The 21,855-nt window shown below is 64.3% G+C and carries 21 protein-coding genes and 1 tRNA gene; 18 read left to right on the forward strand and 4 right to left on the reverse strand.

Annotated elements, in window-relative coordinates:
* Positions 1-225: 225 nt before the first annotated feature.
* A complete protein-coding gene (locus ACYVRU_RS04210) occupies positions 226-1,215 on the reverse strand; it encodes a C-terminal binding protein (protein ID WP_173113951.1) in 990 nt (329 codons plus the stop codon).
* Between the two features lie 348 nt (positions 1,216-1,563).
* Here ACYVRU_RS04210 and ACYVRU_RS04215 point away from each other — a divergent pair, with 348 nt between their 5' ends.
* The 3 genes from ACYVRU_RS04215 (at position 1,564) to ACYVRU_RS04225 (ending at position 2,783) form a co-directional block, all read left to right on the forward strand.
* Complete coding sequence (locus ACYVRU_RS04215; protein ID WP_173113948.1) at positions 1,564-1,890, forward strand: Veg family protein; 327 nt, start codon at positions 1,564-1,566, stop codon at positions 1,888-1,890.
* 68 nt (positions 1,891-1,958) lie between these two features.
* Positions 1,959-2,034, forward strand: a tRNA-Ala gene (locus tag ACYVRU_RS04220).
* A gap of 158 nt (positions 2,035-2,192) precedes the next feature.
* The gene (locus ACYVRU_RS04225) at positions 2,193-2,783 is read left to right on the forward strand and encodes a 5-formyltetrahydrofolate cyclo-ligase (protein WP_173113945.1); all 591 of its coding nucleotides are present in this window, start codon (positions 2,193-2,195) and stop codon (positions 2,781-2,783) included.
* A 250-nt stretch (positions 2,784-3,033) separates the two neighbouring features.
* Here ACYVRU_RS04225 and pdxR read toward each other — a convergent pair whose 3' ends face one another.
* A complete protein-coding gene (gene pdxR, locus ACYVRU_RS04230) occupies positions 3,034-4,425 on the reverse strand; it encodes a MocR-like pyridoxine biosynthesis transcription factor PdxR (protein WP_114549197.1) in 1,392 nt (463 codons plus the stop codon).
* 317 nt (positions 4,426-4,742) lie between these two features.
* Between pdxR and ACYVRU_RS04235 the strand changes: the two genes are divergently transcribed.
* The 14 genes from ACYVRU_RS04235 (at position 4,743) to ACYVRU_RS04300 (ending at position 19,621) form a co-directional block, all read left to right on the forward strand.
* Positions 4,743-5,369 carry a 4Fe-4S dicluster domain-containing protein gene (locus ACYVRU_RS04235; RefSeq protein WP_114549198.1) on the forward strand — a complete coding sequence of 209 codons (627 nt, stop codon included), beginning with the start codon at positions 4,743-4,745 and terminating at the stop codon, positions 5,367-5,369.
* A 53-nt stretch (positions 5,370-5,422) separates the two neighbouring features.
* Complete coding sequence (locus tag ACYVRU_RS04240) at positions 5,423-7,963, forward strand: molybdopterin-dependent oxidoreductase (protein ID WP_173113942.1); 2,541 nt, start codon at positions 5,423-5,425, stop codon at positions 7,961-7,963.
* A 12-nt stretch (positions 7,964-7,975) separates the two neighbouring features.
* On the forward strand, positions 7,976-8,317 hold the full coding sequence (locus tag ACYVRU_RS04245) for a hypothetical protein (protein WP_114540294.1): 342 nt from the start codon (positions 7,976-7,978) through the stop codon (positions 8,315-8,317).
* Positions 8,318-8,320: 3 nt separating this feature from the next.
* Positions 8,321-8,575, forward strand: coding sequence for a chaperone NapD (locus ACYVRU_RS04250; protein ID WP_202427822.1), 255 nt, complete (start codon positions 8,321-8,323; stop codon positions 8,573-8,575).
* Positions 8,576-8,734: 159 nt separating this feature from the next.
* Positions 8,735-9,709 (forward strand): NapH/MauN family ferredoxin-type protein, encoded by a 975-nt coding sequence (locus tag ACYVRU_RS04255; RefSeq protein WP_231699504.1) that lies wholly within the window; start codon positions 8,735-8,737, stop codon positions 9,707-9,709.
* Between the two features lie 159 nt (positions 9,710-9,868).
* Positions 9,869-11,143, forward strand: coding sequence for an ammonia-forming cytochrome c nitrite reductase subunit c552 (locus ACYVRU_RS04260; RefSeq protein WP_114540295.1), 1,275 nt, complete (start codon positions 9,869-9,871; stop codon positions 11,141-11,143).
* 307 nt (positions 11,144-11,450) lie between these two features.
* On the forward strand, positions 11,451-12,116 hold the full coding sequence (locus tag ACYVRU_RS04265; RefSeq protein ID WP_173113939.1) for a cytochrome c maturation protein CcmE domain-containing protein: 666 nt from the start codon (positions 11,451-11,453) through the stop codon (positions 12,114-12,116).
* A gap of 3 nt (positions 12,117-12,119) precedes the next feature.
* Positions 12,120-14,456, forward strand: coding sequence for a heme lyase CcmF/NrfE family subunit (locus ACYVRU_RS04270; RefSeq protein ID WP_197745942.1), 2,337 nt, complete (start codon positions 12,120-12,122; stop codon positions 14,454-14,456).
* The gene (locus ACYVRU_RS04275) at positions 14,425-15,174 is read left to right on the forward strand and encodes an ABC transporter ATP-binding protein (protein ID WP_461185747.1); all 750 of its coding nucleotides are present in this window, start codon (positions 14,425-14,427) and stop codon (positions 15,172-15,174) included. The genes ACYVRU_RS04270 and ACYVRU_RS04275 overlap by 32 nt, the downstream gene beginning before the upstream one ends.
* Entirely contained in the window at positions 15,175-15,933 is a 759-nt protein-coding gene (locus ACYVRU_RS04280) for a heme exporter protein CcmB (protein WP_256156718.1), read from the forward strand.
* An 11-nt stretch (positions 15,934-15,944) separates the two neighbouring features.
* On the forward strand, positions 15,945-16,712 hold the full coding sequence (gene ccsA, locus ACYVRU_RS04285) for a cytochrome c biogenesis protein CcsA (RefSeq protein ID WP_173113933.1): 768 nt from the start codon (positions 15,945-15,947) through the stop codon (positions 16,710-16,712).
* Positions 16,713-16,786: 74 nt separating this feature from the next.
* The gene (locus ACYVRU_RS04290) at positions 16,787-16,978 is read left to right on the forward strand and encodes a hypothetical protein (protein ID WP_114540300.1); all 192 of its coding nucleotides are present in this window, start codon (positions 16,787-16,789) and stop codon (positions 16,976-16,978) included.
* A 127-nt stretch (positions 16,979-17,105) separates the two neighbouring features.
* Complete coding sequence (locus ACYVRU_RS04295; RefSeq protein WP_173113929.1) at positions 17,106-18,779, forward strand: HsdM family class I SAM-dependent methyltransferase; 1,674 nt, start codon at positions 17,106-17,108, stop codon at positions 18,777-18,779.
* The gene (locus ACYVRU_RS04300; protein WP_451917939.1) at positions 18,779-19,621 is read left to right on the forward strand and encodes a hypothetical protein; all 843 of its coding nucleotides are present in this window, start codon (positions 18,779-18,781) and stop codon (positions 19,619-19,621) included. The genes ACYVRU_RS04295 and ACYVRU_RS04300 overlap by 1 nt, the downstream gene beginning before the upstream one ends.
* Before the next feature lie 335 nt (positions 19,622-19,956).
* On the opposite strand, the gene ACYVRU_RS04305 is transcribed toward ACYVRU_RS04300, so the two are convergent.
* Together ACYVRU_RS04305 and ACYVRU_RS04310 are read right to left on the reverse strand one after the other, a co-directional pair.
* Entirely contained in the window at positions 19,957-20,130 is a 174-nt protein-coding gene (locus tag ACYVRU_RS04305) for a hypothetical protein (RefSeq protein WP_157012951.1), read from the reverse strand.
* A gap of 184 nt (positions 20,131-20,314) precedes the next feature.
* The gene (locus tag ACYVRU_RS04310) at positions 20,315-20,647 is read right to left on the reverse strand and encodes a winged helix-turn-helix transcriptional regulator (RefSeq protein WP_302403821.1); all 333 of its coding nucleotides are present in this window, start codon (positions 20,645-20,647) and stop codon (positions 20,315-20,317) included.
* 101 nt (positions 20,648-20,748) lie between these two features.
* On the opposite strand from ACYVRU_RS04310, the gene ACYVRU_RS04315 reads away from it, so the two are divergent.
* Positions 20,749-21,681 (forward strand): radical SAM protein, encoded by a 933-nt coding sequence (locus ACYVRU_RS04315; protein WP_461185748.1) that lies wholly within the window; start codon positions 20,749-20,751, stop codon positions 21,679-21,681.
* Positions 21,682-21,855 lie beyond the last annotated feature (174 nt).

Here is a 21,855-nt window from a genome sequence, read left to right on the forward strand (position 1 = left end):
GTGGAAGTCCTCGCTGCCCGGAGGGACGGCGACGCCGAGGACTTCCACATCGCAAGAGCATCGCCGTCCATCCGGGCGGTCTCGCGGATGGATGTTCTGTTGCCTGCGATTATAGGGCAACGCGCGCGGCGGCGGATGCGCTACCCACATTCTGCAAAGGAGGATTTAAGCACATTTTCCAACTGTGGAACCGCACCTGCGACCGTTGCGGCTGCTTGCGTCCGGCTACTTCGCGAGGGCGCGGGAAAGCGCTTCGGGGTTCACGCAGGCCTCGGGGGTGCGGCCGCACACGACGTCGATGGCGTTTTGGGTGCAGCGACGCCGCAGCTCGACGGCGGACTCCTCGGACCAATAGGCGGCGTGCGAGGTGAGCACGGTGTGGGGCGCGTGCATGATGGGGGCGTCCGGCGAGACCGGCTCGTGCTCGAACACGTCGATGCCGGCGCCCCAGAGCTTGCCCGCGCAAAGAGCGGCGGCCACGGCGTCGTTGTCGATGACCGCGCCACGGGAGGTGTTCACCACGATGGCGTCGTCCTTCATAAGCTTCAGGTTGTCGGCGTTCAGCAGATGATGGGTGGCCGGCACGAGCGCCGTGTGGAAGCTGACCACGTCGGCGGTCTTCAGCAGGTTCTCGAGGGTCACGTAGGGGAAATCCTCCGGCGTGAGGCGGCCGGGGTGGCCCTTGTGATCCCACACCACGACGTCGAACCCGAGTCCGCGCGCCTTCCGGGCCACCGCGCGTCCAATGTTGCCGTAGCCCACGACGCCGAAGGTGCGCCCGTGCGCCTGGCCCAGAGGACGGCGGCGATGGAAGTCCCAGATGCCGGCGCGCATGTCGGCATCGATCTCATTGATGCGTCGCAGGCACGCGAGCGCAAGAGCGATGGCGTGATCGCTCACCACCTCGGTGCCGTAGCCGGGCACATTACACACGGCGCAGCCGTCGGCCGTGGCCGCCGCGACATCGATGTTGTCCACCCCGGTGCCGGTCTTGCTGACCACCTTCAGCTGGGGGAGCGCCGCAAACACCTCGGCGGTGAAGCGCCCGTAGGAGGTGATGGCCCCATCGGCTCCGCGCAAATGCTCGATGATCTCGGCAGGCGTACGGTTGCGGGCATCGTCGAAGCTCTTGAACTGGATGCCCGCGGCCTCCACCATCTTCCGCTCGAAGTCGCAATCGCCGAAATCGAAGTCCGTCATCACGATGAGTGCCATGAAATACCTCCCGAAGCGCTTGTTCTCTGGGCAAGCGCCATTGTAGCGGTGCGACAGGCGGTTGCGCCTTCGAACCTGAGCCTCTTCACTGAACGGTAATCCCGTCGCGGCCTTCTAGGGGGCATTAAATTGCAGACGCAGGCAAGGTCGGTAAGCAAATGGTGCGGTCGCACAGGCTGGGGTCTATTCCTCCGTCACTTGTCTTGCGCACCGACTCAGAGGGTAAGTGCGACGGTGCTCCGCTAAAGGCTGTCGCACTTCCCGCGACCGAAAAAAGTTGCGGGGGTTGACAATCGTGGTATGATATGGGGCTGTACTTGTACCGCCAACATGTGAGGAAGTTAGTCAATGGATTTGGCCAAGCAGGCAAAGATCGTCGATGGCATTCATGATACCTTGAATGATTTCGTCGGTCAACGATTGAAAGTGCGCGCCAACATGGGCCGCTCGAAGATCGTCGAGAGCGAAGGCGTGCTCACCCAGGTTCACCCGCAGCTGTTCATCATGGAAGTCGACCGCAAGCGCGGTCGCACCGCTCGTCAATCCTATCAGTACGTCGACGTGCTCACTGGTATGGTGGAGCTGTCCCAGAACGGCGAGCCGCTGTTCGCGCCGTTCGTGGATGAGTCCATGGAGCTGGTGGACTACTCGCTGGAAGAACGTGTGGTCTCTTAAAGCACGCGGTTGACAACCGCTTCGAAATCGGGCAAACTACTGCCTTGCGCGAAAGCGCACACCTTCGTGGGGATGTAGCTCAGCTGGGAGAGCATCACGTTCGCAACGTGGGGGTCGTGGGTTCGAATCCCATCATCTCCACCACGGAAATGACGCGGGCCTCGGGAGACCGGGGCCCGCTTTGTTTTGCTGCCTCCGTAGGGGGCGACCTCGGTCGCCCCTTGTCGGGAGCGGTAGTGGGTTGCAGTTGGGAGGGCGGCGCAAGCACCGTCCCTACGAGGGGCGAGCGGAAGGGGATGTCGATGGATGCAACAACGGGCAAGGCGCTGATGCGGGCGCAGTTCAAAGCGGTGCGCGAGGGGCTGTCTGTGGGGGAGCGGCGCGCCATCGATGAGGCGATCGCGCGGAATGTGGCGGCGCTGCCGGAGTTCGCGGCGGCCGATGCGGTGTTCACCTATCTGAGCTTCGGCGCGGAAGTGGATACGCGCGAGCTCATCCAGCGCGCGTGGGAAGCGGGGAAAACCGTGTGCCTGCCGCGCGTTGTTCCGGGCACGCGCGAGATGCGCTGGTATGCAGTGGAATCCCTCGACAGGCTCGTGCGCAGCTCCTTCGGCGTGGAAGAACCCCCTGACGACCCCTCTCGTGAAGTGCGCCCCGCCGTCTTCGCCTGTCCCGTGGCCCTCGTGCCCGGCCTCGCCTTCGACCGCGAAGGCTTCCGTCTGGGCTACGGCGGCGGCTTCTACGACACGTTTCTGCCTGCTTTTCCCGGCGCCTCCATCGGCCTCATCCGCGCCTGCCAGCTGGTCGAGCGGCTCGCCGTGCGAGACGTCCATGATGCACCCGTCAACATCGTTGCGTTAGAGCAAGGCAGTGCATACGTTGCGAACCGGTAGAAAGGGCTGTTCTCGGACGTTGGTCGTAGCACGAGGCACCTTTTTGCCGCAATCGTAGAAGAACTCCGACAAAAAGACGCTTCGTGCTACGGCTGATGGGTCCAAATCAGACAAAAATCCGTAGCACGACATGGGTTTTTGCCAAAACGAAGTAGCACGAGGGGACATAATGTCCAAATCGGTGGTGATGCTTGGCAAAAAGGCGTGTCGTGCTACGGGTGACGGCTGAGACCGCAGCAGCTATCGCCGCCTACCCGAACCACGCGCGGGCCAGGGCGGCGATGCCGGGGCGGATGTCTGCCTCGGCGATGGAGGAGAACCCTACGAGCACGACGCCCTTGGTGGCGCAGGCGGGGTTGGCCCAGTACTTCTTGGTGGGATACACCGCCACATCGGCGGCAGCCGCAGCGGCCACGAGTTCGTCCTGGCTGCGCCCGTCGCGCACGCGCACGAGCAGGTGAAGCCCCGTGCCGCATTCCAGCACGTCCACCTTGTCGCCCATGTACTCGCGCAGCGCCGCCGTGAGCGCGTCGTACTTGCGGCGGTTTCTCGTCTGCACGCGACGGAGGTGGCGATCCCACGAGCCGTCGGTCATGAAGCGCGCGAGCACCTGCTGGTTGAGCCAGGGCACCGGCGAGTACGAGCTGGCGAAGGCCTCGCGCCATCGCTTAAGAAGGGGCGTGGGCAGCACGAGGTAGTTCATCCGCAAAGCGGGCGAGAGCGATTTCGAGAACGTGCCCATGTAGATCACGCGCCCTCGCCCGTCCATGGAGGCCAGCGGTGCCAGCGAGCGCTCCCGGTAGCGGAAGTCGCGGCAGTAATCGTCCTCCAGAATGTAGGCGTCGGCGGCCTCGGCCCACGCGAGCACGCGCTCGCGCACGTCGGTCGGCATGATGCGGCAGGTGGGGAACTGGCTCGAGGGGGTGAGGTAGGCCAGGCGCGCCCCCGAGGACTCGAGGTCGGAGAGGAACACGCGGACGTCGTCGGTCACCCGGCAGGGCCTGATGGCGAAGCGCGCCCGTCCAATGACCGAGCGCACGCCGTCGTAGCCGGGGTCTTCCATGGCCACGGTGTCCCGGGCGGCATCGAAGAGGGTCAGCAGGTTCTGGACGCTGGTCTGCGTGCCGCCCTGCACGACGATTTGCTCGGGGGTGCAATCGATGTCGCGCTGCGTGACCAGCCGCCACGCAATGGCCGCGCGCAGGCTCTCCTCCCCGAACGGGTCGTTGTAGGCGTCGCAGCCGGCGGCTTCCACCGACAGCAGGATGTCGTCGGTGATGGCCCGCCAGGCGGTGGCGGGGAAGGTGCCGGGCTCCAGGTTGCCATAGGTGAAGTCGTAGCGGGCTTTCCGCCGGGAACCTCCCAGCAGCACGGCGCAGGAGGGTGCCGAGGCGTCCGGCTGCAGGTAGGCCACATTCTGCACGACGTATCCGCTACCGGGGCGGCTTGCCACGTAGCCTTCCTGCACGAGCAGATGGTAGGCCTGCTCGACGGTGTTGCGCGCGCAGCCCAAATCGGCCGCCAGGCCCCGGATGGAGGGGAGGCGCGAGCCGGTGGGGTAGGTGCCGCTCTCGATGCCTTCCCGCATCTGGGCCTCCAGCTGGCGGTAGAAGGGGGTGTCGCTGTGCTCGTCCAGATGCATGGGGCCTCCCGGTTGTGAATCGCGCTCCCTCTCCGCGTTGCCATGGTTGGGGGAAGACGGTTCTTTATTTCCTGAGTGAGAAGCTTAGCAAATGTGGAAGCCCCATGAAGGTGTCCCCCTCAGGTTTTTCAACCGTCCCCATGAAATAACGGGCAACTGTCCCTTCGCGATGGGGACAGTTGCCGTCTAGACTGTGCGCCGAAACAATCCGGTTCGAGAGAGGCCGCCGCGGGATCGCCGGCGAGACGGCTGCGGAAAGAGCGCCGCAACACGCCGCCCGTGTGCCGACCGCACGAACAAACAGAGGGGGTTTGGCTATGCGTTTGACGGGAATCGCCGCCTTGGCCGCCGCGGGCGTCTTCGCGGCGAGCGCGGTCGCCTCTGCTGCGCCGTCGCCATTGCCCTTGCTGCGGCCGCCCGGCGCCGGCGCGCCCGAGCACTTCGCCGCGCGCTGCGTGCGTTGCGGCCGCTGTCTTGAGGCGTGCCCCTACCAGGCCATTCATGCGGCCCCTCTGAACGCGGGGCGCGAGGCTTCCACGCCCTTTGTGAACGCGCGGTCCCAGGCCTGCCGCCTGTGCGTGGAATTCCCCTGCGCGGCGGCTTGCCCAACGGGCGCTTTGGACGTGCCTGCCGAGCGCCGCGACGCCGGCATGGGCGTGGCCGTCATCAACGAGGACACCTGCCTGTCGTTTCAGGGCATGCGCTGCGAGGTGTGCTACCGCGCCTGCCCGCTCATCGACGAGGCCATCACCATCGACTACCGGCCCCGCGAGGGCGACGACATCCACGCGGTGTTCGCGCCGCAGGTGGTGCCCGATGGGTGCCCGGGTTGCGGCCTGTGCGAGCAGCGCTGCCCGGTGAGCGACCCCGCGCCCGCCATTGTGGTGGTGCCCACCGGCGCCCAAGAGGAAACCTACGTGGCCCGCCGCAACGGCGCGGCCTAGCAGATACGCGAAGGCGGGGCGTCCGGCGCCCTCGACCGAAAGGGAGGAACAAGATGGAACTGACTCGACGCACCTTCGTTAAGAGCACCGCCGTGGCCCTCGCCTCGGCGGCCGCTGCCGGCACCATGGCCGGCTGCTCGTCGCTCGCCGGCACCGGCGGGGACGCGGCAACCTCGGGCGGCGACTCCGCGAAGACCGTGGGCGTGTGCCGTTTCTGCGGCTGCGGCTGCGGCGTCATCGTGGAGGCCAAGGACGGCAAGGTGATCTCGGTCACGGGCGACCCGGAGAACGGCTCGAGCCGTGGCCTGAACTGCGTGAAGGGCTACTACTTGGCCGGCGCGCTGTACGGCGAGGATCGCCTGACCACCCCGCTCATCCGTGACGACAAGTCCACCAAGGGCACGCCCGACGGCCTGCGCGAGGCCACCTGGGACGAGGCGCTCGATCTGGTGGCGGGCAAGCTCCGCGACACGTGGAAGGCCGACAAGAGCCGCCTGGCGTTCTGGGGAAGCGGCCAGCAGCCCATCGTGGAGGGCTACTGCACGGCGAAGTTCTGGAAGGCGGGCCTGCTCTCCAACAACATCGACCCCAACGCGCGTCTGTGCATGGCCTCGGCCGTCGTGGGCTTCATGAACGTCTTCCAGACCGACGAGCCGGCCGGCTGCTACGCCGACATCGACGAGACCGACGTCTTCGTCACCTGGGGCGCCAACATGGCCGAGGCCCATCCCATGCTGTACTCGCGTCTGACGGCCCGCAAGCTCGCCGACGAGGCCGTGCGCCACTACGACGTGACCACCATGACCACTCGCACCTCGGCCTCGGCCGACAAGGTGCTCACCTTCCGCCCGGGCAGCGACATCGCCATCGCCAACGCCATCGCGAACTACCTCATCGTGAACGACAAGTACGACCACGACTTCGTGGCCGACCACGTGCAGTTCAAGCAGGGCACCGAGAACATCGGCAACGCCACCGACGACGGCTACGACAAGAGCGACATCGGCCAGGCCGTCGACAATGTGGAGCCCATCACTTTCGAAGCCTTCGCCGCGCGTCTGGCCCCCTACACCCTGGAGTACGCCTCCGAGCTTTCCGGCGTGCCGGCCGAGGATATCCAGGAGCTGGCCGAGGTGTTCGCCGACAAGAGCCGCAAGGTGCTCTCGCTTTGGACCATGGGCGTGAACCAGCACAACCGCGGCACCTGGATGAACCACTGCATTTACAACATCCACTTGCTCACCGGTCGCTACGCCCGTCCCGGCGACGGCGCCTTCTCGCTGACCGGCCAGCCCACGGCCTGCGGAACGGCCCGCGAGGTGGGCACCTTCTCGCACCGCCTTCCCGCCGACCTGGTGGTGAAGAACCCGGATCACCGCCGCTACACCGAGGCCATCTGGGACTTGCCCAACGGATACCTGGACGCCATCGAGAAACCCGGCTACCACACGGTGAAGATGTTCCGCGAGCTTTCCAAGGGCGGTATCGATTTCCTCTGGAGCGCCCACAACAACTGGGCCGTGTCGATGCCCAACCTCACTCGCTTCCTCGGACGCGGCGACCTCACGGGCATCAACGACGCCTTCATCTGCGTGTCCGAGGTGTACCCGACGCTGTCCTGCCAGTACGCCGACGTGGTGCTGCCGGCGGCCATGTGGGTCGAGCGCGAGGGCGCCTTCGGCAACGGCGAGCGCCGCACGGCCGTGTTCGAGAAGGCCGTGGACGCCCCGGGCGAGGCCAAGTGGGATCTCTGGATGCTCATGGAAGTGGCCAAGCGCGTGCTGGCCGGCGAGCAGATCGGTGGCGAGGACGCCTTCGACCACCTGTTCGGCGCCTGGTACGACGCCGAGGCCGGCGCTTTCAAGGGTACCGACCGCGAGGTGTGCTCGAGCATCTGGGAGGAGTACCGCACCTTCAGCAACCCGAGCCTGAACCCGGACGCCGAGGCCATCAACGCCGAGGCGAAGCTGAAGATGGAGGCCAAGCAGCTGGCCCCCTACGAGGAGTACATCTACAACCATGGCCTCACCTGGCCCGTGCGCGAGGTGGACGGGAAGTGGCTGCCGACGCTGTGGCGCTTCTGCGACGGCCCCCAGGAGGACGGCTTCGATGAGTACGGCGTGGAAACCTACGGCGAGCACGACAAGGCCGGCGGCGTGAGCTTCTACAAATCCGCCGACAAGAAGCCCTCGGCGGTGTTCCGTCCCTACGAGCCGCCGGCGGAGGAACCCAGCGACGAGTATCCGTTCTGGTTCTGCACGGGCCGTCTGCTGGAGCACTGGCACACCGGATCGATGACCCGCCGCGTGCCCGAGCTCAATCGCGCGCTGCCCGAGGCGCTGCTGGACATGAACCCGGCCGACTGCGAGCGCCTCGGCGTGACCGACGGCGATCGCGTGCGCCTCACCTCGCGTTTCGGCACCTGCGACATCACGGTGTCCACGGCCGGCCGCACCCGTCCGCCCGCGGGCATGGTGTTCGCGCCGTTCTTCGCCGAGGAGACGCTGATCAACCTGGTGGTGCAGGACACCTACTGCCCGCTTTCGAAAGAGCCCGATTTCAAGAAGACCTGCGTTTCCATCGAGAAGATTTAAGGAGGGGTACCCATGCGGACCATGAAGAAGTCGAAGATGATCTGCGCCGCCGTGCTGACCGGCGTGCTGGGGGCCGCGGCGCTGGCCGGGTGCGCCCAAGAGATGGCCGACACCGGTGCCACCTACAATCCCGGGGAGCCGCCGCTCATGACGGCGAGCCACGAGGGCCGCTACGAGAGCCTGGGCGCAGCCGGCTGCTTCGGCTGCCACGGCGGCAGCGACGAGGTGGAGGTGTTCCTGGCGGCCGCCACGCCGCTGCCTGCCGACCACTACGTGGGCGGGGATGCGTCCACCCATGAGATCGACGGCCCTCGCGCCGAGTGCATTACCTGCCATCCGGTGGCCCAGGAGTAGGTCATGGAAGACGAGAAGGTGGTCATCTCCTCGCTGGTGGTGGAGGCGCGGCCGGAATCGGTGGATGCGGTGGCGCGGGCCCTGGCGGCTATGGAGGGGGTGGAGGTGCACGAGGTGAACGGGTACAAGATCGTCGTCACCATCGAGGCTTCCTCCACCGGCGCCTCGCACGAGATTTCGAGCCGGTTCATTCAGATTCCAGGGGTGCTGAACGTGAATCTCGTGTACGTCAACTTTGAGGATGAGACACTCGGGTAGAAAGTCGCCCAAAAGCGGAGCTGCGGGGTACCTTGATTCGCTCAGACAGTCCTCGCTCGGCGAAACAGCCCACTGGGCTGTTTCGTTCGCTGCGGAACTCGCTCGGTCAAGGCACCCCGTATCTCCTTTGATCATTGCCTTGGTTGGGAGGAATGACCTGTGACTCGGTCTATGGGAAAGATAACGGTTGTGCGGCGGGTGGTGCAGGGTTGCATGCTGGTGCTGTTCTGCTTGCCGCCGCTGCTGGCCGGATGGGGGCTGGCGGGGCTGTTCGCGGGCGGCGACGGGGAAGTGACGACGCCGGCTGAAGGCGTGTTCTTCGGCAGCCTGTCCTCCTCGAGCGTTGCCGGCGTGCCGTTGTTCGACCCGTTGGGCGCCGTGGAAGCGATGGCGGCGTCGCGCGGCTTGCTGGCGGCATCGGCGCTTACGGGCGCTCTGCTTATCGTTGTGGTCTACGGGCTCGTGCGCGGGCGCGCCTTTTGCGGCTGGGTGTGCCCGGTGAACCTCGTCGGCGAGGGCGTGGATGCGGCTCGTCGACGGCTCGGCATTGAAGTGCCCGAGCGCACGGTGCCGCGGCGCGCGAAGATCGGCGTGGCGGCGGCAGTGGTGCTGCTGTCGGCCCTCGTGGGCTTCCCGATTTTCGAGCTGATTTCGCCCATCGGCGCGGTGAACAAGGGCCTCGTGTTCGGCGGCTTCGCCGGGGCGGGCACGCTTTTGGCCATCATTATCGCTGAGCTGCTCGTCAGCCGCCGTCTGTGGTGCCGGGCGCTGTGCCCCTTGGGCGGCACCTTCCAAGTGCTCGGGCGCGCGGGGCAGGTGAACGTCGCCATTGATCACGACGCCTGCATCCACTGCGACAAGTGCACCCACGTTTGCCTCGCCGATCCCGAGATCCTCGCGCCGGCGCTGGTGGGGGAGGATACGATCGTGCGCGCCGGCGACTGCATGGCCTGTGGCGCCTGCGTTGACGTGTGTCCTACTTCCGCCCTGCGCTTCCGCTTTGGGCGCCCCCGCCGTTCCCAAAAGGGTACCGAAAGCGGATCGGCGGGAAGTCGCAAAGACGTTGATGTCGCAGTGACGGTTGCAGCCGGGGGAATCGGCTCGCCGGACGTCCCTTCCCGAGAAGAAATGTAAGCAAGGTGTAACCGTCCCCTTCCTCTGCTGTTGCTGTCCCCATGAATATGAGCGAAACTGTCCCTTTTCGGTGGCGGGATTCACGGCGTAAGCTTGGGCTATCGTTGCGGCCGTCCAGGGCGCGGCCGCCCGTGAGACAAGCGATCAAAAGGAGGGACCATGAAACGATCGACGTTCAAGACGGCGGCCGTCGCGGCAGGTACCGTGGCGCTCGTCGCGGCGCTGGCCGCCTGCGCGCCGGCCGCCCAGGAACCGGCGGCGGCACCGTCCGGGGGAGAAAGCGATGCCCCCGCGGCCGCGGCTCCCGCCGAGACCCCCGAGCCCGATTCCTTCGGCGTCGTGGTGGCGGAATCTTGGAAGGACATCTACCCCAACGAGTACCAAACCTATATGGCCAACGAGTCCAACAGCCCCCAGGGCAAGCAGGACTACCTGACCGAGTACCCGGAGTTGGTGACCATGTACGCCGGCTACGGCTTCGCCAAGGGCTACGACGAGGCGGCGGGGCATCCCTACAGCCTGCAGTCCGTGGCCGAGACGCCCCGCGTGAACGAGAACACGCTGGCCAACTGCATCACCTGCAAGACGCCCCAGTACACCGCCATGGTGAACTCCGAGGGCGATTCGGCCTACCAGAAGCCCTTCGCCGAGGTGCTCATGCAGATGACCGAGCCCATCAGCTGCTACAACTGCCATGAGAACGACCCGACGAAGACCACGGTCACCCAGAAGTTCTTCGTGAATTCCATGGGTTCCGATGTGGATAAGGTCTCCACCGATTCCCAGGTGTGCGGCCAGTGCCACAACGAGTACTACTTCGCCCCCGAGACCAAGGCCACCACGAATCCCTACACGGGGCTCGAGGGCATGACCGCCGAGGCCATCCTCGCCTACTACGACGAGATGGGCTTCAAGGATTGGGAGCACACCGAGACTGGCGCGCCCATGCTCAAGGCCCAGCATCCCGAGTTCGAGACCATCTACGGAGGCGCGCAGTCCTCCATGGCCAAGCAGGGCTACACCTGCGCCGACTGCCACATGGCCCCCGCCAAGGCCGAGGATGGCACCGAGTACAGCTCTCACAACCTGGTGAACCCCACCGAGGATCCGGCCATCATGGAGAAGTGCGAGGGCTGCCACGCCGACCTGCCCGGGCAGATCGTCCAGTGGCAGAAGGAGACCACCGACCGCGAGCACGAGCTGGCGGCCAAGCTGGACGCCTACATCAAGACCCTGGCCGAGCAGAAGGACTCCCTGGATGAGGCCACCCTGGAGCAGGCCCGCCAGATTCACCGCCATGCGCAGTTCTACTGGGACTACGTGATGGTGGAGAACTCCGAGGGCGCCCACAACCCGGGCCTTGCCCAGGAGAACCTCGACAAGTGCGAGGACGAGCTGAAGGCCGGCTACGCCCTGCTGAACATGACCTACTAGAAGGCGCGTCGCGCTCCCTCGCCCCTGCGGCGACGGGGCGCACCGCTCGATAATCGTGCCGGACCGCCCTGCCGGCACCCTCCCCGAAGGCGCGCACCCACCCGCGGTGCGCGCCTTCGTCTACGCCGGTCTTTTCTAAGCAAACTCCTTCTTATTGCGAAACTATGGCGATTGCGCTGATCTGCTGGTTTCGGTGGAATTTGAGGCGCGGTTCTGCGTGGCTTGGGCGATACTGGCCGTTGGTAATTTTTCGGGCCTTCGGGGAGGCAGGTCCACACCGCTTTGGTACCTTAGAAACAGGAGGACTATGAACGCGAAGATGAAGAAGAGGATGATCGCCGTCTCCGGCGTCATCGTCATCGTGCTTATCTTGGTGCTCGCATTCGTGGGGGGCAACACCGCCGCCACGACCATGAGCATCGCCGAGGCCGCCGAGAATCCCCAGGCGGGCCAGAAGGTGCAGGTGTCGGGCAACGTGGTGCAGGATTCCTTCTCCACGAGCAATGACGTGCTCACCTTCAAGATTTACGACCCGGAGGGCGACCCCGCCACGCAGCTGGAGGTGCGCTACGACGGCGCTGCCTCGTCCACGTTCGGCAACGACGTGACCGCTATTTGCACGGGCAAGATCAACGATGCGGGCGTGCTGGAGTGCTCCGAGCTGGTGACGAAGTGCCCGTCGAAGTACGAGAACGCCGACAGCGCCCTTACCGTGGAGCAGCTGCTGGGCTATGGCGAGAGCGTCTACGGCAAGGTTGTGAAGGTGGCCGGCTCCGTGGGGGCCGGGTCGCTGAAGGCCGCGGGCCAGGGCGACCGCTTCATTTTGGTGGACACCGAGGCGGGCGATTCGGTGCCAGTCGTGTTCGAGGGCGCCCTGTCCGACGAGGTGGCCGAGGGCTCTACGGTGGTGCTCACCGGCTCGCTCGGCGATGACGGCAAGTTCGCCGCCACCGATGTCGCGCTGGAGGGTTAGCCCATGTCGATGATCGGACTTCTCGGCCTGCTGGTGGCCTTTGCCGGCTGCGTCATCTCGGTGCTTTGCCTGGGCGTGGCCCACATCCTTTACAAGAAGCGCTCCTTCGAACGCTCGGAGACCTTCGCCTGGGGCGGAAGAGTGGCCGCGGTTCTCGTGGCCGCGGCGCTCACGGTGTGCTGTGCTGTGCTCGTGTGGTGCTTCTTCTCGGGCGACAACACCATCCAATACGTGCTGGACAACCGCTCCACCTCGACGGCTCCTGAGGCGTGGCTGTACAAGCTCGCCGGCCTTTGGGCGGGGCGTCAGGGCTCGCTTCTGTTCTGGGCGTGGCTCATCGCCGTGTTCAACGCCGTGCTCGTGTTCGCCACGCGCAAGAACATCCGCCCGCTCGACAACGGCGCGCTTGCCATTTCCTCGCTCGTGCTGACGGCCTTCGTGTCGGTGCTCCTGTTCTCCGAGGGCAACATGCCCTTCATCGCGACCGACGCGCGCTATTTCACCGGCGACGGCACGCTGTCGGCCATGGCGTCGGCCCGCTCCATGAACGCGCTTCTGGAGCATTGGGCCATGGCGATTCATCCGCCGACGCTGTTCATCGGCTACGCGGGCCTCACCATTCCGTTCGCCTACGCCATCTCGGCGCTCATCGTCAACGACGATTCCACGGAATGGGTGAACCGCTCGACGCCCTACCTCATGTTCTCGTGGCTGCTTTTGGGCGTAGGCATTGGGCTGGGCGCCGTGTGGGCCTACGTGGTGCTCGGCTGGGGCGGCTACTGGGGCTGGGATCCGGTGGAGAACGCCAGTTTGCTCCCGTGGCTCGTGGGCGTGGCGCTCATCCACTCGTTCACGGTGTACCGCCAGCGCGGCGCCTTCAAGCGCTGGAGCGTGTTCTGCGCCTGCCTGACGTTCTGCTTCGTGGTGCTGGGCACCTTCATCACCCGTTCGGGCCTGGTGCAGTCGGTGCACGCCTTCGAGGGCGACCCGGTTTCGCTCGTCATGTTCGGCGCGCTCATCATCTGCTCGCTTCTGGCCGGTATCGTGGGCCTTATCGTGCGCCGCAAGAGCTTCGGCGCGACGGATGCGGCCGATGACGACATCGAGTCGATGATGTCGAAGGAAGCGGCCTACTACGTGAATAACCTTATCATGATCGTGTTTGCGGTGCTTCTGGCCTATATGACGGTGTCCTCGGCCCTGCCGAGCTGGCTGCCCTTCGGCGGCCAGTCGCTGTCGGCCGGCACCTACAATGCCATCGCCCGGCCCTTGGGCATCGCCTATCTGGCCGTGCTCGCCATCTGCCCGCTTCTGGGCTGGCGCCGCACCGACAAGAAGGCGTTCTGGCGGAGTGCCCGCGTGCCGGCGCTGTGCGCGCTTGTGCTGTTCGTCGTGCTCATGATCTATTTCGCCACGTACCTTCTGCCCAGCTACCAGGCCATGATCGACATGGGCGGCACCCAGGCCTCGGGCCTGCTCGAGCAGGGCAACCCCATCTACTACAACGGTCTGGCCGTGGTGGGCTTCGCCGTGGCGAGCCTTCTGTTCTTCAACACGCTGTTCATGGCCGTCCGCTCGCTCAAACGGGTCGATGGCGCCAAGCTGCGCCGCCGCCTGGCCCTGTTCGGCGGCTCGGTGGCCCACGCTGCCATGGGCATCATTTTGGTGGGCCTTATCGGCTCGTCCATGTACGTGACCGAGATCACGGGGTATCTGCCTTACGACGAGGAGAGCGATTCGGTTTCCGAGACTTTCGACATCCAGGACTTCCAGCTCACCTACACGGGCAACTCCATCGATGAGCTCGGCAACGGCAACGTGCGCTACGCGCTCACCTTCGACGTGACGAAGGACGGCCAGTTCGTGGGCACGGTGAACCCGGCCGTGCAGCTGGTGAGCGCCACCCAACAGCAGAAGCTGGAGGCGAGCGTCATTGGGTTCCCGCTGGAGGATCTGTTCGTGGTGTACCGCGGCGTGAACGACGAGGGCGATTTCTCCATGGACGTGCGCGTGAATCCGCTCATCTCGTTCGTGTGGGTGGGCTTCGCTCTGCTCATGGTGGGCTGCCTCATCCCGCTGTTCGCCAAGCGCGCGGAGCGCCGTCGCGGCGGCCCAGCCGTGGGCGATGTGCCCGCTGCTGAGCTGGCCGAGGCCGAGCCGAAAGAGCGCGATAAGGCCTCGCGCGACGTTGCGGCTTGCAAGGGCATCGTCGAGGAGACGGTGGACGCGGAGGTGTCGCTTGTGGAAGATGCCGAGGGCGACGCGGCGGCCGATGCGGACGCGGCGGCAGAGGCCGAGGCCGAGACTGATGCCGAGGCTGACGCGAAGGCGGGGGAGTAGTCCCGTGGAAACGGCGCTTACCGTCGATCACCTGACGAAGTCGTTCGGCGGCCGCAAGGCCGTCGACGACGTGTCGTTCGCGCTGCCTGAGGGCGCGTTCCTCTCGGTGTTCGGGCCCAACGGCGCGGGCAAGACCACGCTTCTGCGCATGCTCGCCACGCTGTCGCGGCCCACGGAGGGAACGGTGACGCTCGCGGGCATCGACGTGAAGGAGGAGCCCGAGCGCGTGCGCGAGGCCATCGGGCTCATCTCGCACAACCCGATGCTCTACCCCGACCTCACCGCCGAGGAGAACTTGCTTCTGTACGCGAAGCTCTACGGCGTGGCCGACCCGCAGAAGCGCGTGATAGAGCTTCTGGACGCCGTGGGGCTCAAGCACCGTCGGCTCGATCGGGTGCGCACGTTCTCGCGCGGCATGACCCAGCGCGTCTCCATCGCCCGGGCGCTCGTGAACGACCCGTCGGTAGTGCTGCTCGACGAGCCCTACTCGGGGCTCGACCCCCATGCCATGCACATTTTCGACGAGCTGATCGCCTCGGTGCGCGAGGGTCGCACGTTCGTCATGGTGAGCCACGACTTGGACAAGGGCCTGGCGCTTGCGAGCCACGTGCTCGTGCTCGCTCGCGGCCGCGTGGTTCATTTCGGAGAGAAGGACCAGATGAGCCCCGACGAGTTCGCCGACCTGTACCGCACGACGGTGGGAATGGGGGTGAGCTAGATGGAACGCGAATCGGAATACCGCGCGGCTGATCGCGGAGGGATGAGTGGCTCCTGCTGCAAAGCTCCCAGCACCTGGACGCAGTACAAGACGTTGCTCGCGAAGGACTTGAAGGCGGAGTTCCGCACCAAGGACATGATCGTGTCCATGGGCATCTACGCCTTCCTCGTCATCGTGGTGTTTGGCGTGGCGCTCTCCTTCGCCCGCCCGGGATCCGAGTTCCTCGAGGTTTCCGGTGGCCTTCTGTGGGCGCTCGTGGTGTTCACCTCGCTTCTGGGTCTGAACCGCTCGTTTTCCAAGGAGACGGAGAACGGGTGTTTGGAGGGCCTGCTTTTAGCCCCGCTCGACCGAGGCGTGATCTTTCTGGCTAAGGCCACGTCGAATTTGGTGTTTTTGGCGTTGGTGGAAGTGATCGCCGTGCCGCTGTACTGGGTGTTCTTCTCCAGTTTCGCGGCGCCGGCCGATACGGGCTGGCTGCTCGTGGTGCCGCTCGTCGTGGGCAGCATCGGTATCGCGGGTATCGGCACCATGCTCTCCACCATCACGGCGGCCACGCGCGGCAAGGACGTCATGCTGGCGCTTTTGTTCGTGCCCGTGATCTTCCCGCTTCTGTACGCCTGCGTGTCGGCCACTACCTGCGCGCTCGTGGGCGGAGATGTGTTCGCCGACGGGTTTTTCACGTCGCTGGCGCTCGGTGCCGGTTACGACGTGATTATGATTCTGGCCAGCTGGGTGCTGTATGACTTTGTCGTCAACTAAAGGAGGACTGAGTGACTGATAAGAAATTGAAGCTGCCTGAGGTGGGGCAGTGGCCCGACAAGCTGGTGGTGCCGGCGCTCATTGCGGGCGCGGTGCTGTCCACGGTCGGCTTCCTCATGGCGTTCTTCTACGTGGCCCCCGTGGGCGGTGCGGCGGTGAACGGCGCCGAGCTCATCGGGGACGTGATGGTGTCCCAGAAGATGCTCCTGTCCCAAAAGATCTTCTACTTCCATATGCCCGTGGCCATCACTTCGTTCCTTGCCCTCGGCTTCGGGTGCTACTATGCGGTGCGGTTCCTCATGACGAAGAACCAGCGGTTCGACACCTGTTCGCGCATTTGCCTGGAAATCGCGCTGCTGTTCGTGGTGCTCACCATGATCACCGGCGAGATGTGGACCCGCTTCGAGTGGGGCGTGTGGTGGAGCTGGGAGCCGCGGCTGACGACGTATCTGATTCTGATGCTCATCGTGATCGCCTATTTCGTGCTGAGAAGCTCCGTGGACGAGCCCGAGCGCCGCGCCACCTTCGCCGCGGTTGTGGCCATCATCGCCACCATCGACGTGCCCATCTGCTTCATGATCACGCGGCTCATTCCCTCGTCCATCCATCCGGTGGTGCTGCGCGAGGGCGGTATGAGCCCCGAGATGGGCCTGTGCGTGGGCCTGTGCGCGCTCGGCATGCTGCTCGTGGGCTTCGTGCTGTACCGTACGCGCTTCAACCAGGTGCGCCTTACCCAGCGCGTTGAAGCGCTCAAAGAGACCGTCGACGACGAACGTTAGCCCTTGTCATCCTGAGCGAGCGAAGCGAGTCGAAGGATCCCGCTTGAGTCGCCAACCAACGAGAAAGGTCGAACATGAATCCCATTCTTGCCGATATCTATTCCACCATCCTGCCCTCCGCCCCCTACATCATCGCGGCTTACGCGCTTCTGTGGGTGGCCCTGCTCGTGTACGTGCTCATGATCTTCCGCGGCACCAAGAAGGCGACCGCGCAGCTCACGCTTCTGGAAGAGGCCGTTGCCGATAAGCAGGCGAAGAGCAAGTAGCGCGCTTTCACTGAACCAGAAAGCATGAAGAAGGCCTCGGTGTCCTTGTTCGGGTACACCGAGGTCTTTTCTTTGCGCTAGAATGGCAAGTCAATGAGATGCCGTGCAGGAAAGGAGGCGACAGGCCATGGCCTATGGTTCGGCACTGAGTGCGGCAGAGGACGCTCCGGGGACGCGCAAGGCCCGTGGCGCCTTCTTCACGCCGCCCGAGTTAGCGCGCTTCGTGGCTCGATGGGCGATTCGCTTTCCGGACGATCACGTGCTCGAGCCCGCTTGCGGGGAAGCCGAGTTTCTTGTCGCCGCCTCTGATTGCCTGCGGTCGCTGGGCTGCAAATCTGCCGTGGCCGAGCGTAACGTCGTCGGCTGCGAAGTGCACGAGGCCAGTGCCGAGAAGGCCGTCGGGCGACTGGGAGCCTTAGGGTGCTCCGCGAATATCGTCGTCTCTGATTTTCTTCGGCTTGCGCCCGATCCATCTTTCGACGTGGTGATCGGCAATCCGCCCTATGTGCGGTTTCAGTCGCTGTCGTCCGATCAGAAAGATGCCATCGGAGCCATCGCTGAGCGCCACGGCGTTGCCGTAAGCTCGCTCTCGTCCCTCTGGATGCCCTTCGTGCTCCACTCAGTTTCCTTCCTGAAGCCCGGAGGACGCCTCGGCTTGGTTCTTCCCGCCGAATTGCTCACGGTGAACTACGCGGCCCCTCTGAGGTCCTTCCTCATGGCGTCGTTTTCGTCGGTGCGTCTGGCAACATTTGACGAGCCGGTTTTTCCCGAGGTGCAAGAAGAGGTCGTCCTTCTTCTGGCCGATGGCTGGAGGGCAGGGTCATGCTCGTCTATTACCTGGCAGCAGTGCGACGATATTGCCGATCTTGCGTCGGGCAAGCTAGCGCTCTACCAGCCCCCTTCGGAAGGCGCGCGCTGGTCGGGGCTTTTCGCCTCGAGTGACTCGCTTTCCTCGCTGGGCCGGCTTACGGGCGCGGGCGAATTCGTCTCTTTGTCCCAATGGGGCACTCTGTCGCTGGGAGCCGTGACGGGCAACAACAGCTTCTTCGTTCTGAATCAGAGCGAATTCGAGCAATGGGGGTTCGCCTCTGACGACGTGCTGCGCCTTTGCCCGCCGGGCTCGAGGCACTTGCGTCGCTTGGCGTATACGGAAAAGGACGAAGGAGCCGCCGCGGAACGGGGTGCAGGGGTCTATCTCTTTCGCCCTGGCGCTGATCCTTCTGAGGCGGCGCAGCGCTACATTGCCTACGGGGAGGAGCTCGGCGTGCAGAATGCCTACAAATGCCGGGTGAGGAGTCCCTGGTGGCGCGTGCCTGTTGGGGGAGTCCCCGATGCGTTTGTCACCTATATGAATGCTTACGGTCCCAGCATCTGTGCCAATGACGCGAAGGTGCGGGTTCTGAATTCCTGCCACAGCTTGTTCTACCATCCCGAGATAAGCGAGGCGGCGCGTTCGCTTCTCCCCATTGCCTCCCTCAACTCCGCTACGATGTTCGGCGCGGAGATAACGGGGAGGGCCTACGGAGGCGGCATGCTGAAGCTGGAGCCGCGCGAGGCCGGCATGCTGGCGGTGCCCTCGCCTGTGTTGGTGGCCTCGTGCGCCGACGATCTTCGGACCGTCGCCCCCTATGTGGAAAAGCTTCTGGAGAAGCGCGACTACGATGGCGCGATCTCGCTGGTGGACGCCGTGCTCATTCCTCGGACTTCCCTGCAGGAGGTGAGCTTCGTGCAGATGAAATCAAGTGCGACGCTCATGCGCCTGCGCCGGAAGAAGCGTGCTAAGTTCAAGAAGGTGGGGTAATGGATTCCTATCAGAAGTTCGAAGACGCCATCGTGGAGCACTGGGAGGCGCAGGGCACCTCGAGCGTGCGTCGGCCCTATTGGTCCGATGCCGGCGAGCCACTTCTGGAAATACCCCTGTTGGAGAAGCTTCTCACGGTGGCGGTGCGGGATGGGAGCAGCGCCCAATCCGGCAGTTTGGCTAAGGCTTTGGACATGTGGGTGGCCGAAGAGCTGCGCGCGGCTGGCTTCGATGCGCAATCGGTGTGGCCTCGGCTCGTGCGGCCGCGGGTTTTGGATCCTTCGGTCCTGCGTTTCATCGGCTCACTGGATGCGCGAACGGCGGAAAAATGCTGCGAGGTCCTTCCTCGCTTTGCCAGCGCCAACGCCAACGTGCTCGGGTCGACCTATTGCAAGCAGGTCGATGTGGGGCTATCCTCTTGGATGACGGGTCCTGAAATCCTCATCTCGACGAAGACCATGAGCTCGGCATTTGGCAAAAATCTCGCCAACCGCTTCGAAGAGGCCTATGGCGATGCGAAGAATCTGAAAGGGCGTCATCCGCTTGCCACGCTCGGCTTTTTCTTCCTTTTGAACTCCTCCATCGTCGATGAACCGCGGAATTTTTCGAAGGCCATTACCATGCTTCAGAAGCTGCGCGTGGAAGACGATGCCTACGATGCAACCTGTCTTATGCTCGTCGATTGGGAGGAGGACGGGCGGCTTGCGATCTCCCCTTTGAACGAGAAAGTGCCTGAAGGGCTGTCGGCCACCTCGTTCTTCCGCGAGATCGTCGATCTGACCTTGTTGCGGGGAGCGCCCGAGAGCCACGAATTGGCACGGGAGAAACGGCGTCTTCTGTAGGGGAGTGCTCTGGAACCGCCTGGTTGGGACATGCGGGCCTGAGCGCAATATAGCCCGTTTAGGTGATACGCCTAGGTGGGCTTTCCCGTATTATAGTGGCAGAGCAAAGCTCGAAACCTTCCTCGGAGCCGCCCTTCCTCCTCCTTCCTTCCAGCGGTACCCGAGCCCTCCGCAAGGCGGCCGCCCAATAGGGTTGGCCGCCTTTTGCTTCCGGCCGCGGTCGTTGGGCTCGCACACGACGATTGCCCCCGTGGGTCAAGAGAACCGTCCCCTTGACCCACTTGAATCAGTTCTGGCTCACGCGGACTCCCGCATGCGCTGGGCGCGATCTGCCCCTATCGCAAGAACCATTTCCACGCGGGAACGACATCGATGGGACCGGCGTCGGTCTCGATACGGTCCTCGTTGAGGCGATTCTGCACGCCGGGGAAGCCACCCTCCGTCAGGTGGCGGTCGAACATCCCTTCCAGGAGTGTTTGCGTCTGGGGCGAGAACGCCGATCCTTCCAAGCGGTCTTCTGTGATGCCTCCGCCGTAAGGGCCGCAATGTTGTCCATGGCTTTCTCCAGATACAAACTTCTAAAAATTTTTGAGAAGTTGGCGCGTAGGCTTCTCAAAAGTTTTTAGAAGCTGTAAACAGGGATGGTATTAAAGAGGAGCCGACCCAGCTGTTCGGACAGTTCGGATTGCCCATTTAAAGCCCCAGCTCCTTCTCTCCCCATTGCTTCAGAGCGAGGAGGATGGGCACGAAGCTTTCGCCTTGCGGGGTGAGGGCGTATTCCACCCGTGGGGGCACCTCGCCGAAATCGGTGCGTGTGAGGAAGCCGTCGGCCACCAGTTCTCTGAGCTGCTTGGAAAGGGTGGACTCGGATATGTTCCCGATGCAGCGCCTGAGCTGCCCGAAATGCCGCACGTCTTTAAGGGCGATATAGAAGAGAATCTCGATCTTCCATTTTCCGCCGATCATGCGCTGGATGGTGGAGACGGACTTGCAGCGCTCCACCTCCTCGCCCCGTCTTTGTGCCATGGGCTCTCCTCGCTTCTACTCCAGAAAAAGACAGTACTTCAAATTGAGCACTGATCTTAGCATGATGGGGAGCGACGTCGAATATGAGAGAAAGGATTGCCATGCATTACACGGGAACGATCTGGCGGCCGCCCTACGAGGCGGACTCGCTCATCATCGAGGCGACGGCGGGCTGCACGCATCACCGGTGCAAGTTCTGCACGTTGTACGAGGACCTGCCATTCAAATTCCGCCCCTCGCCTTTGGAGGACATCGAGGCGGATCTCCTGGAGGCGCAGACGTGGTATCACGATCCGCTCCGGAAAACCGAGGAGCACCTGTTCGAGCTGCCCGGCGCCCGCGCGAGTCGGATATTTCTTGCGGGAGCAAACCCCTTCGGGATGAAGGCGCCGCATTTGCGGAAGATCGCGTCGCTTGTTCGCGCCTACTTCCCGCAATGCAAGAGCATCGGGTGCTTCTCCCGCGTGACCGATGTGGCGGCAAAGACCGACGAGGAGCTCGCCGAGCTCGCGGCGGCTGGGTTCGACGGCCTCACCATCGGCATCGAGACCGGTGACGAGGAGGCCCTTGCGTTCATGGACAAGGGCTACGGGGCCGAGGACATCGCGAAACAGTGTGCACGGCTCGATGCTGCGGGGATCTCCTACGCATTCTTCTACCTGGTGGGTATCTCGGGCGCCGGGCGCGGTCTGGCGGGGGCGCGGGCGACGGCGGATGTCTGCAACCGGACGAACCCCTGGCTCATCGGTGCGAATATGCTCACCATATACCGTAGCTCGGCGCTGTACCGAGAGATCGAAGCTGGACGATGGCATGAGGCGACCGAGGTGGAGAAATATGAGGAGGCGAAGGAGCTGGTCGCCCAGCTGGATATTCCCGTGGAGTTCGCCATGCTGGGGGCGTCCAACCCGGTGATGTTGCACGGTCGGTTGCCCGAGCAGCGCGAGGGGCTCCTTGCGGCTCTCGACGTCGTCATCTCCGACATTGGTGAGGAGCGCCTGCGCCGCTACCGTGTCAACTTGCGGCATTTGTAGGCGGTTCGCGAAGAGGTCCTGACGTGGGTGATTCGCGAAAAGGGCGCCGTAGATGCCAGTTGGGGGTCGAAATGGTCGAAAGGCGGCGCGAGAAATCGCGGTTATCCGGCCATTTCTACCCTCAACTGGCATTTTCCGAATCGGGCATTGACCATTTCTGCCCCCAACTGGCAT

Source organism: Adlercreutzia sp. CNCM I-6216 (assembly GCF_977113345.1).

What these genes read in the sequence shown, in the direction of transcription:
- ACYVRU_RS04265 (WP_173113939.1), top strand. Translation starts at nt 11,451, where the DNA reads ATGAACGCGAAGATGAAGAAGAGGATGATCGCCGTCTCCGGCGTCATC.
- ACYVRU_RS04215 (WP_173113948.1), top strand. Translation starts at nt 1,564, where the DNA reads ATGGATTTGGCCAAGCAGGCAAAGATCGTCGATGGCATTCATGATACC.
- ACYVRU_RS04270 (WP_197745942.1), top strand. Translation starts at nt 12,120, where the DNA reads ATGTCGATGATCGGACTTCTCGGCCTGCTGGTGGCCTTTGCCGGCTGC.
- ACYVRU_RS04245 (WP_114540294.1), top strand. Translation starts at nt 7,976, where the DNA reads ATGCGGACCATGAAGAAGTCGAAGATGATCTGCGCCGCCGTGCTGACC.
- ACYVRU_RS04295 (WP_173113929.1), top strand. Translation starts at nt 17,106, where the DNA reads ATGGCCTATGGTTCGGCACTGAGTGCGGCAGAGGACGCTCCGGGGACG.
- ACYVRU_RS04235 (WP_114549198.1), top strand. Translation starts at nt 4,743, where the DNA reads ATGCGTTTGACGGGAATCGCCGCCTTGGCCGCCGCGGGCGTCTTCGCG.
- ACYVRU_RS04250 (WP_202427822.1), top strand. Translation starts at nt 8,321, where the DNA reads ATGGAAGACGAGAAGGTGGTCATCTCCTCGCTGGTGGTGGAGGCGCGG.
- ACYVRU_RS04275 (WP_461185747.1), top strand. Translation starts at nt 14,425, where the DNA reads ATGCCGAGGCTGACGCGAAGGCGGGGGAGTAGTCCCGTGGAAACGGCG.
- ACYVRU_RS04280 (WP_256156718.1), top strand. Translation starts at nt 15,175, where the DNA reads ATGGAACGCGAATCGGAATACCGCGCGGCTGATCGCGGAGGGATGAGT.
- ACYVRU_RS04260 (WP_114540295.1), top strand. Translation starts at nt 9,869, where the DNA reads ATGAAACGATCGACGTTCAAGACGGCGGCCGTCGCGGCAGGTACCGTG.
- ACYVRU_RS04290 (WP_114540300.1), top strand. Translation starts at nt 16,787, where the DNA reads ATGAATCCCATTCTTGCCGATATCTATTCCACCATCCTGCCCTCCGCC.
- ACYVRU_RS04210 (WP_173113951.1), bottom strand. Translation starts at nt 1,215, where the DNA reads ATGGCACTCATCGTGATGACGGACTTCGATTTCGGCGATTGCGACTTC.
- ACYVRU_RS04315 (WP_461185748.1), top strand. Translation starts at nt 20,749, where the DNA reads ATGCATTACACGGGAACGATCTGGCGGCCGCCCTACGAGGCGGACTCG.
- ACYVRU_RS04240 (WP_173113942.1), top strand. Translation starts at nt 5,423, where the DNA reads ATGGAACTGACTCGACGCACCTTCGTTAAGAGCACCGCCGTGGCCCTC.
- pdxR (WP_114549197.1), bottom strand. Translation starts at nt 4,425, where the DNA reads ATGCATCTGGACGAGCACAGCGACACCCCCTTCTACCGCCAGCTGGAG.
- ACYVRU_RS04300 (WP_451917939.1), top strand. Translation starts at nt 18,779, where the DNA reads ATGGATTCCTATCAGAAGTTCGAAGACGCCATCGTGGAGCACTGGGAG.
- ACYVRU_RS04310 (WP_302403821.1), bottom strand. Translation starts at nt 20,647, where the DNA reads ATGGCACAAAGACGGGGCGAGGAGGTGGAGCGCTGCAAGTCCGTCTCC.
- ACYVRU_RS04225 (WP_173113945.1), top strand. Translation starts at nt 2,193, where the DNA reads ATGGATGCAACAACGGGCAAGGCGCTGATGCGGGCGCAGTTCAAAGCG.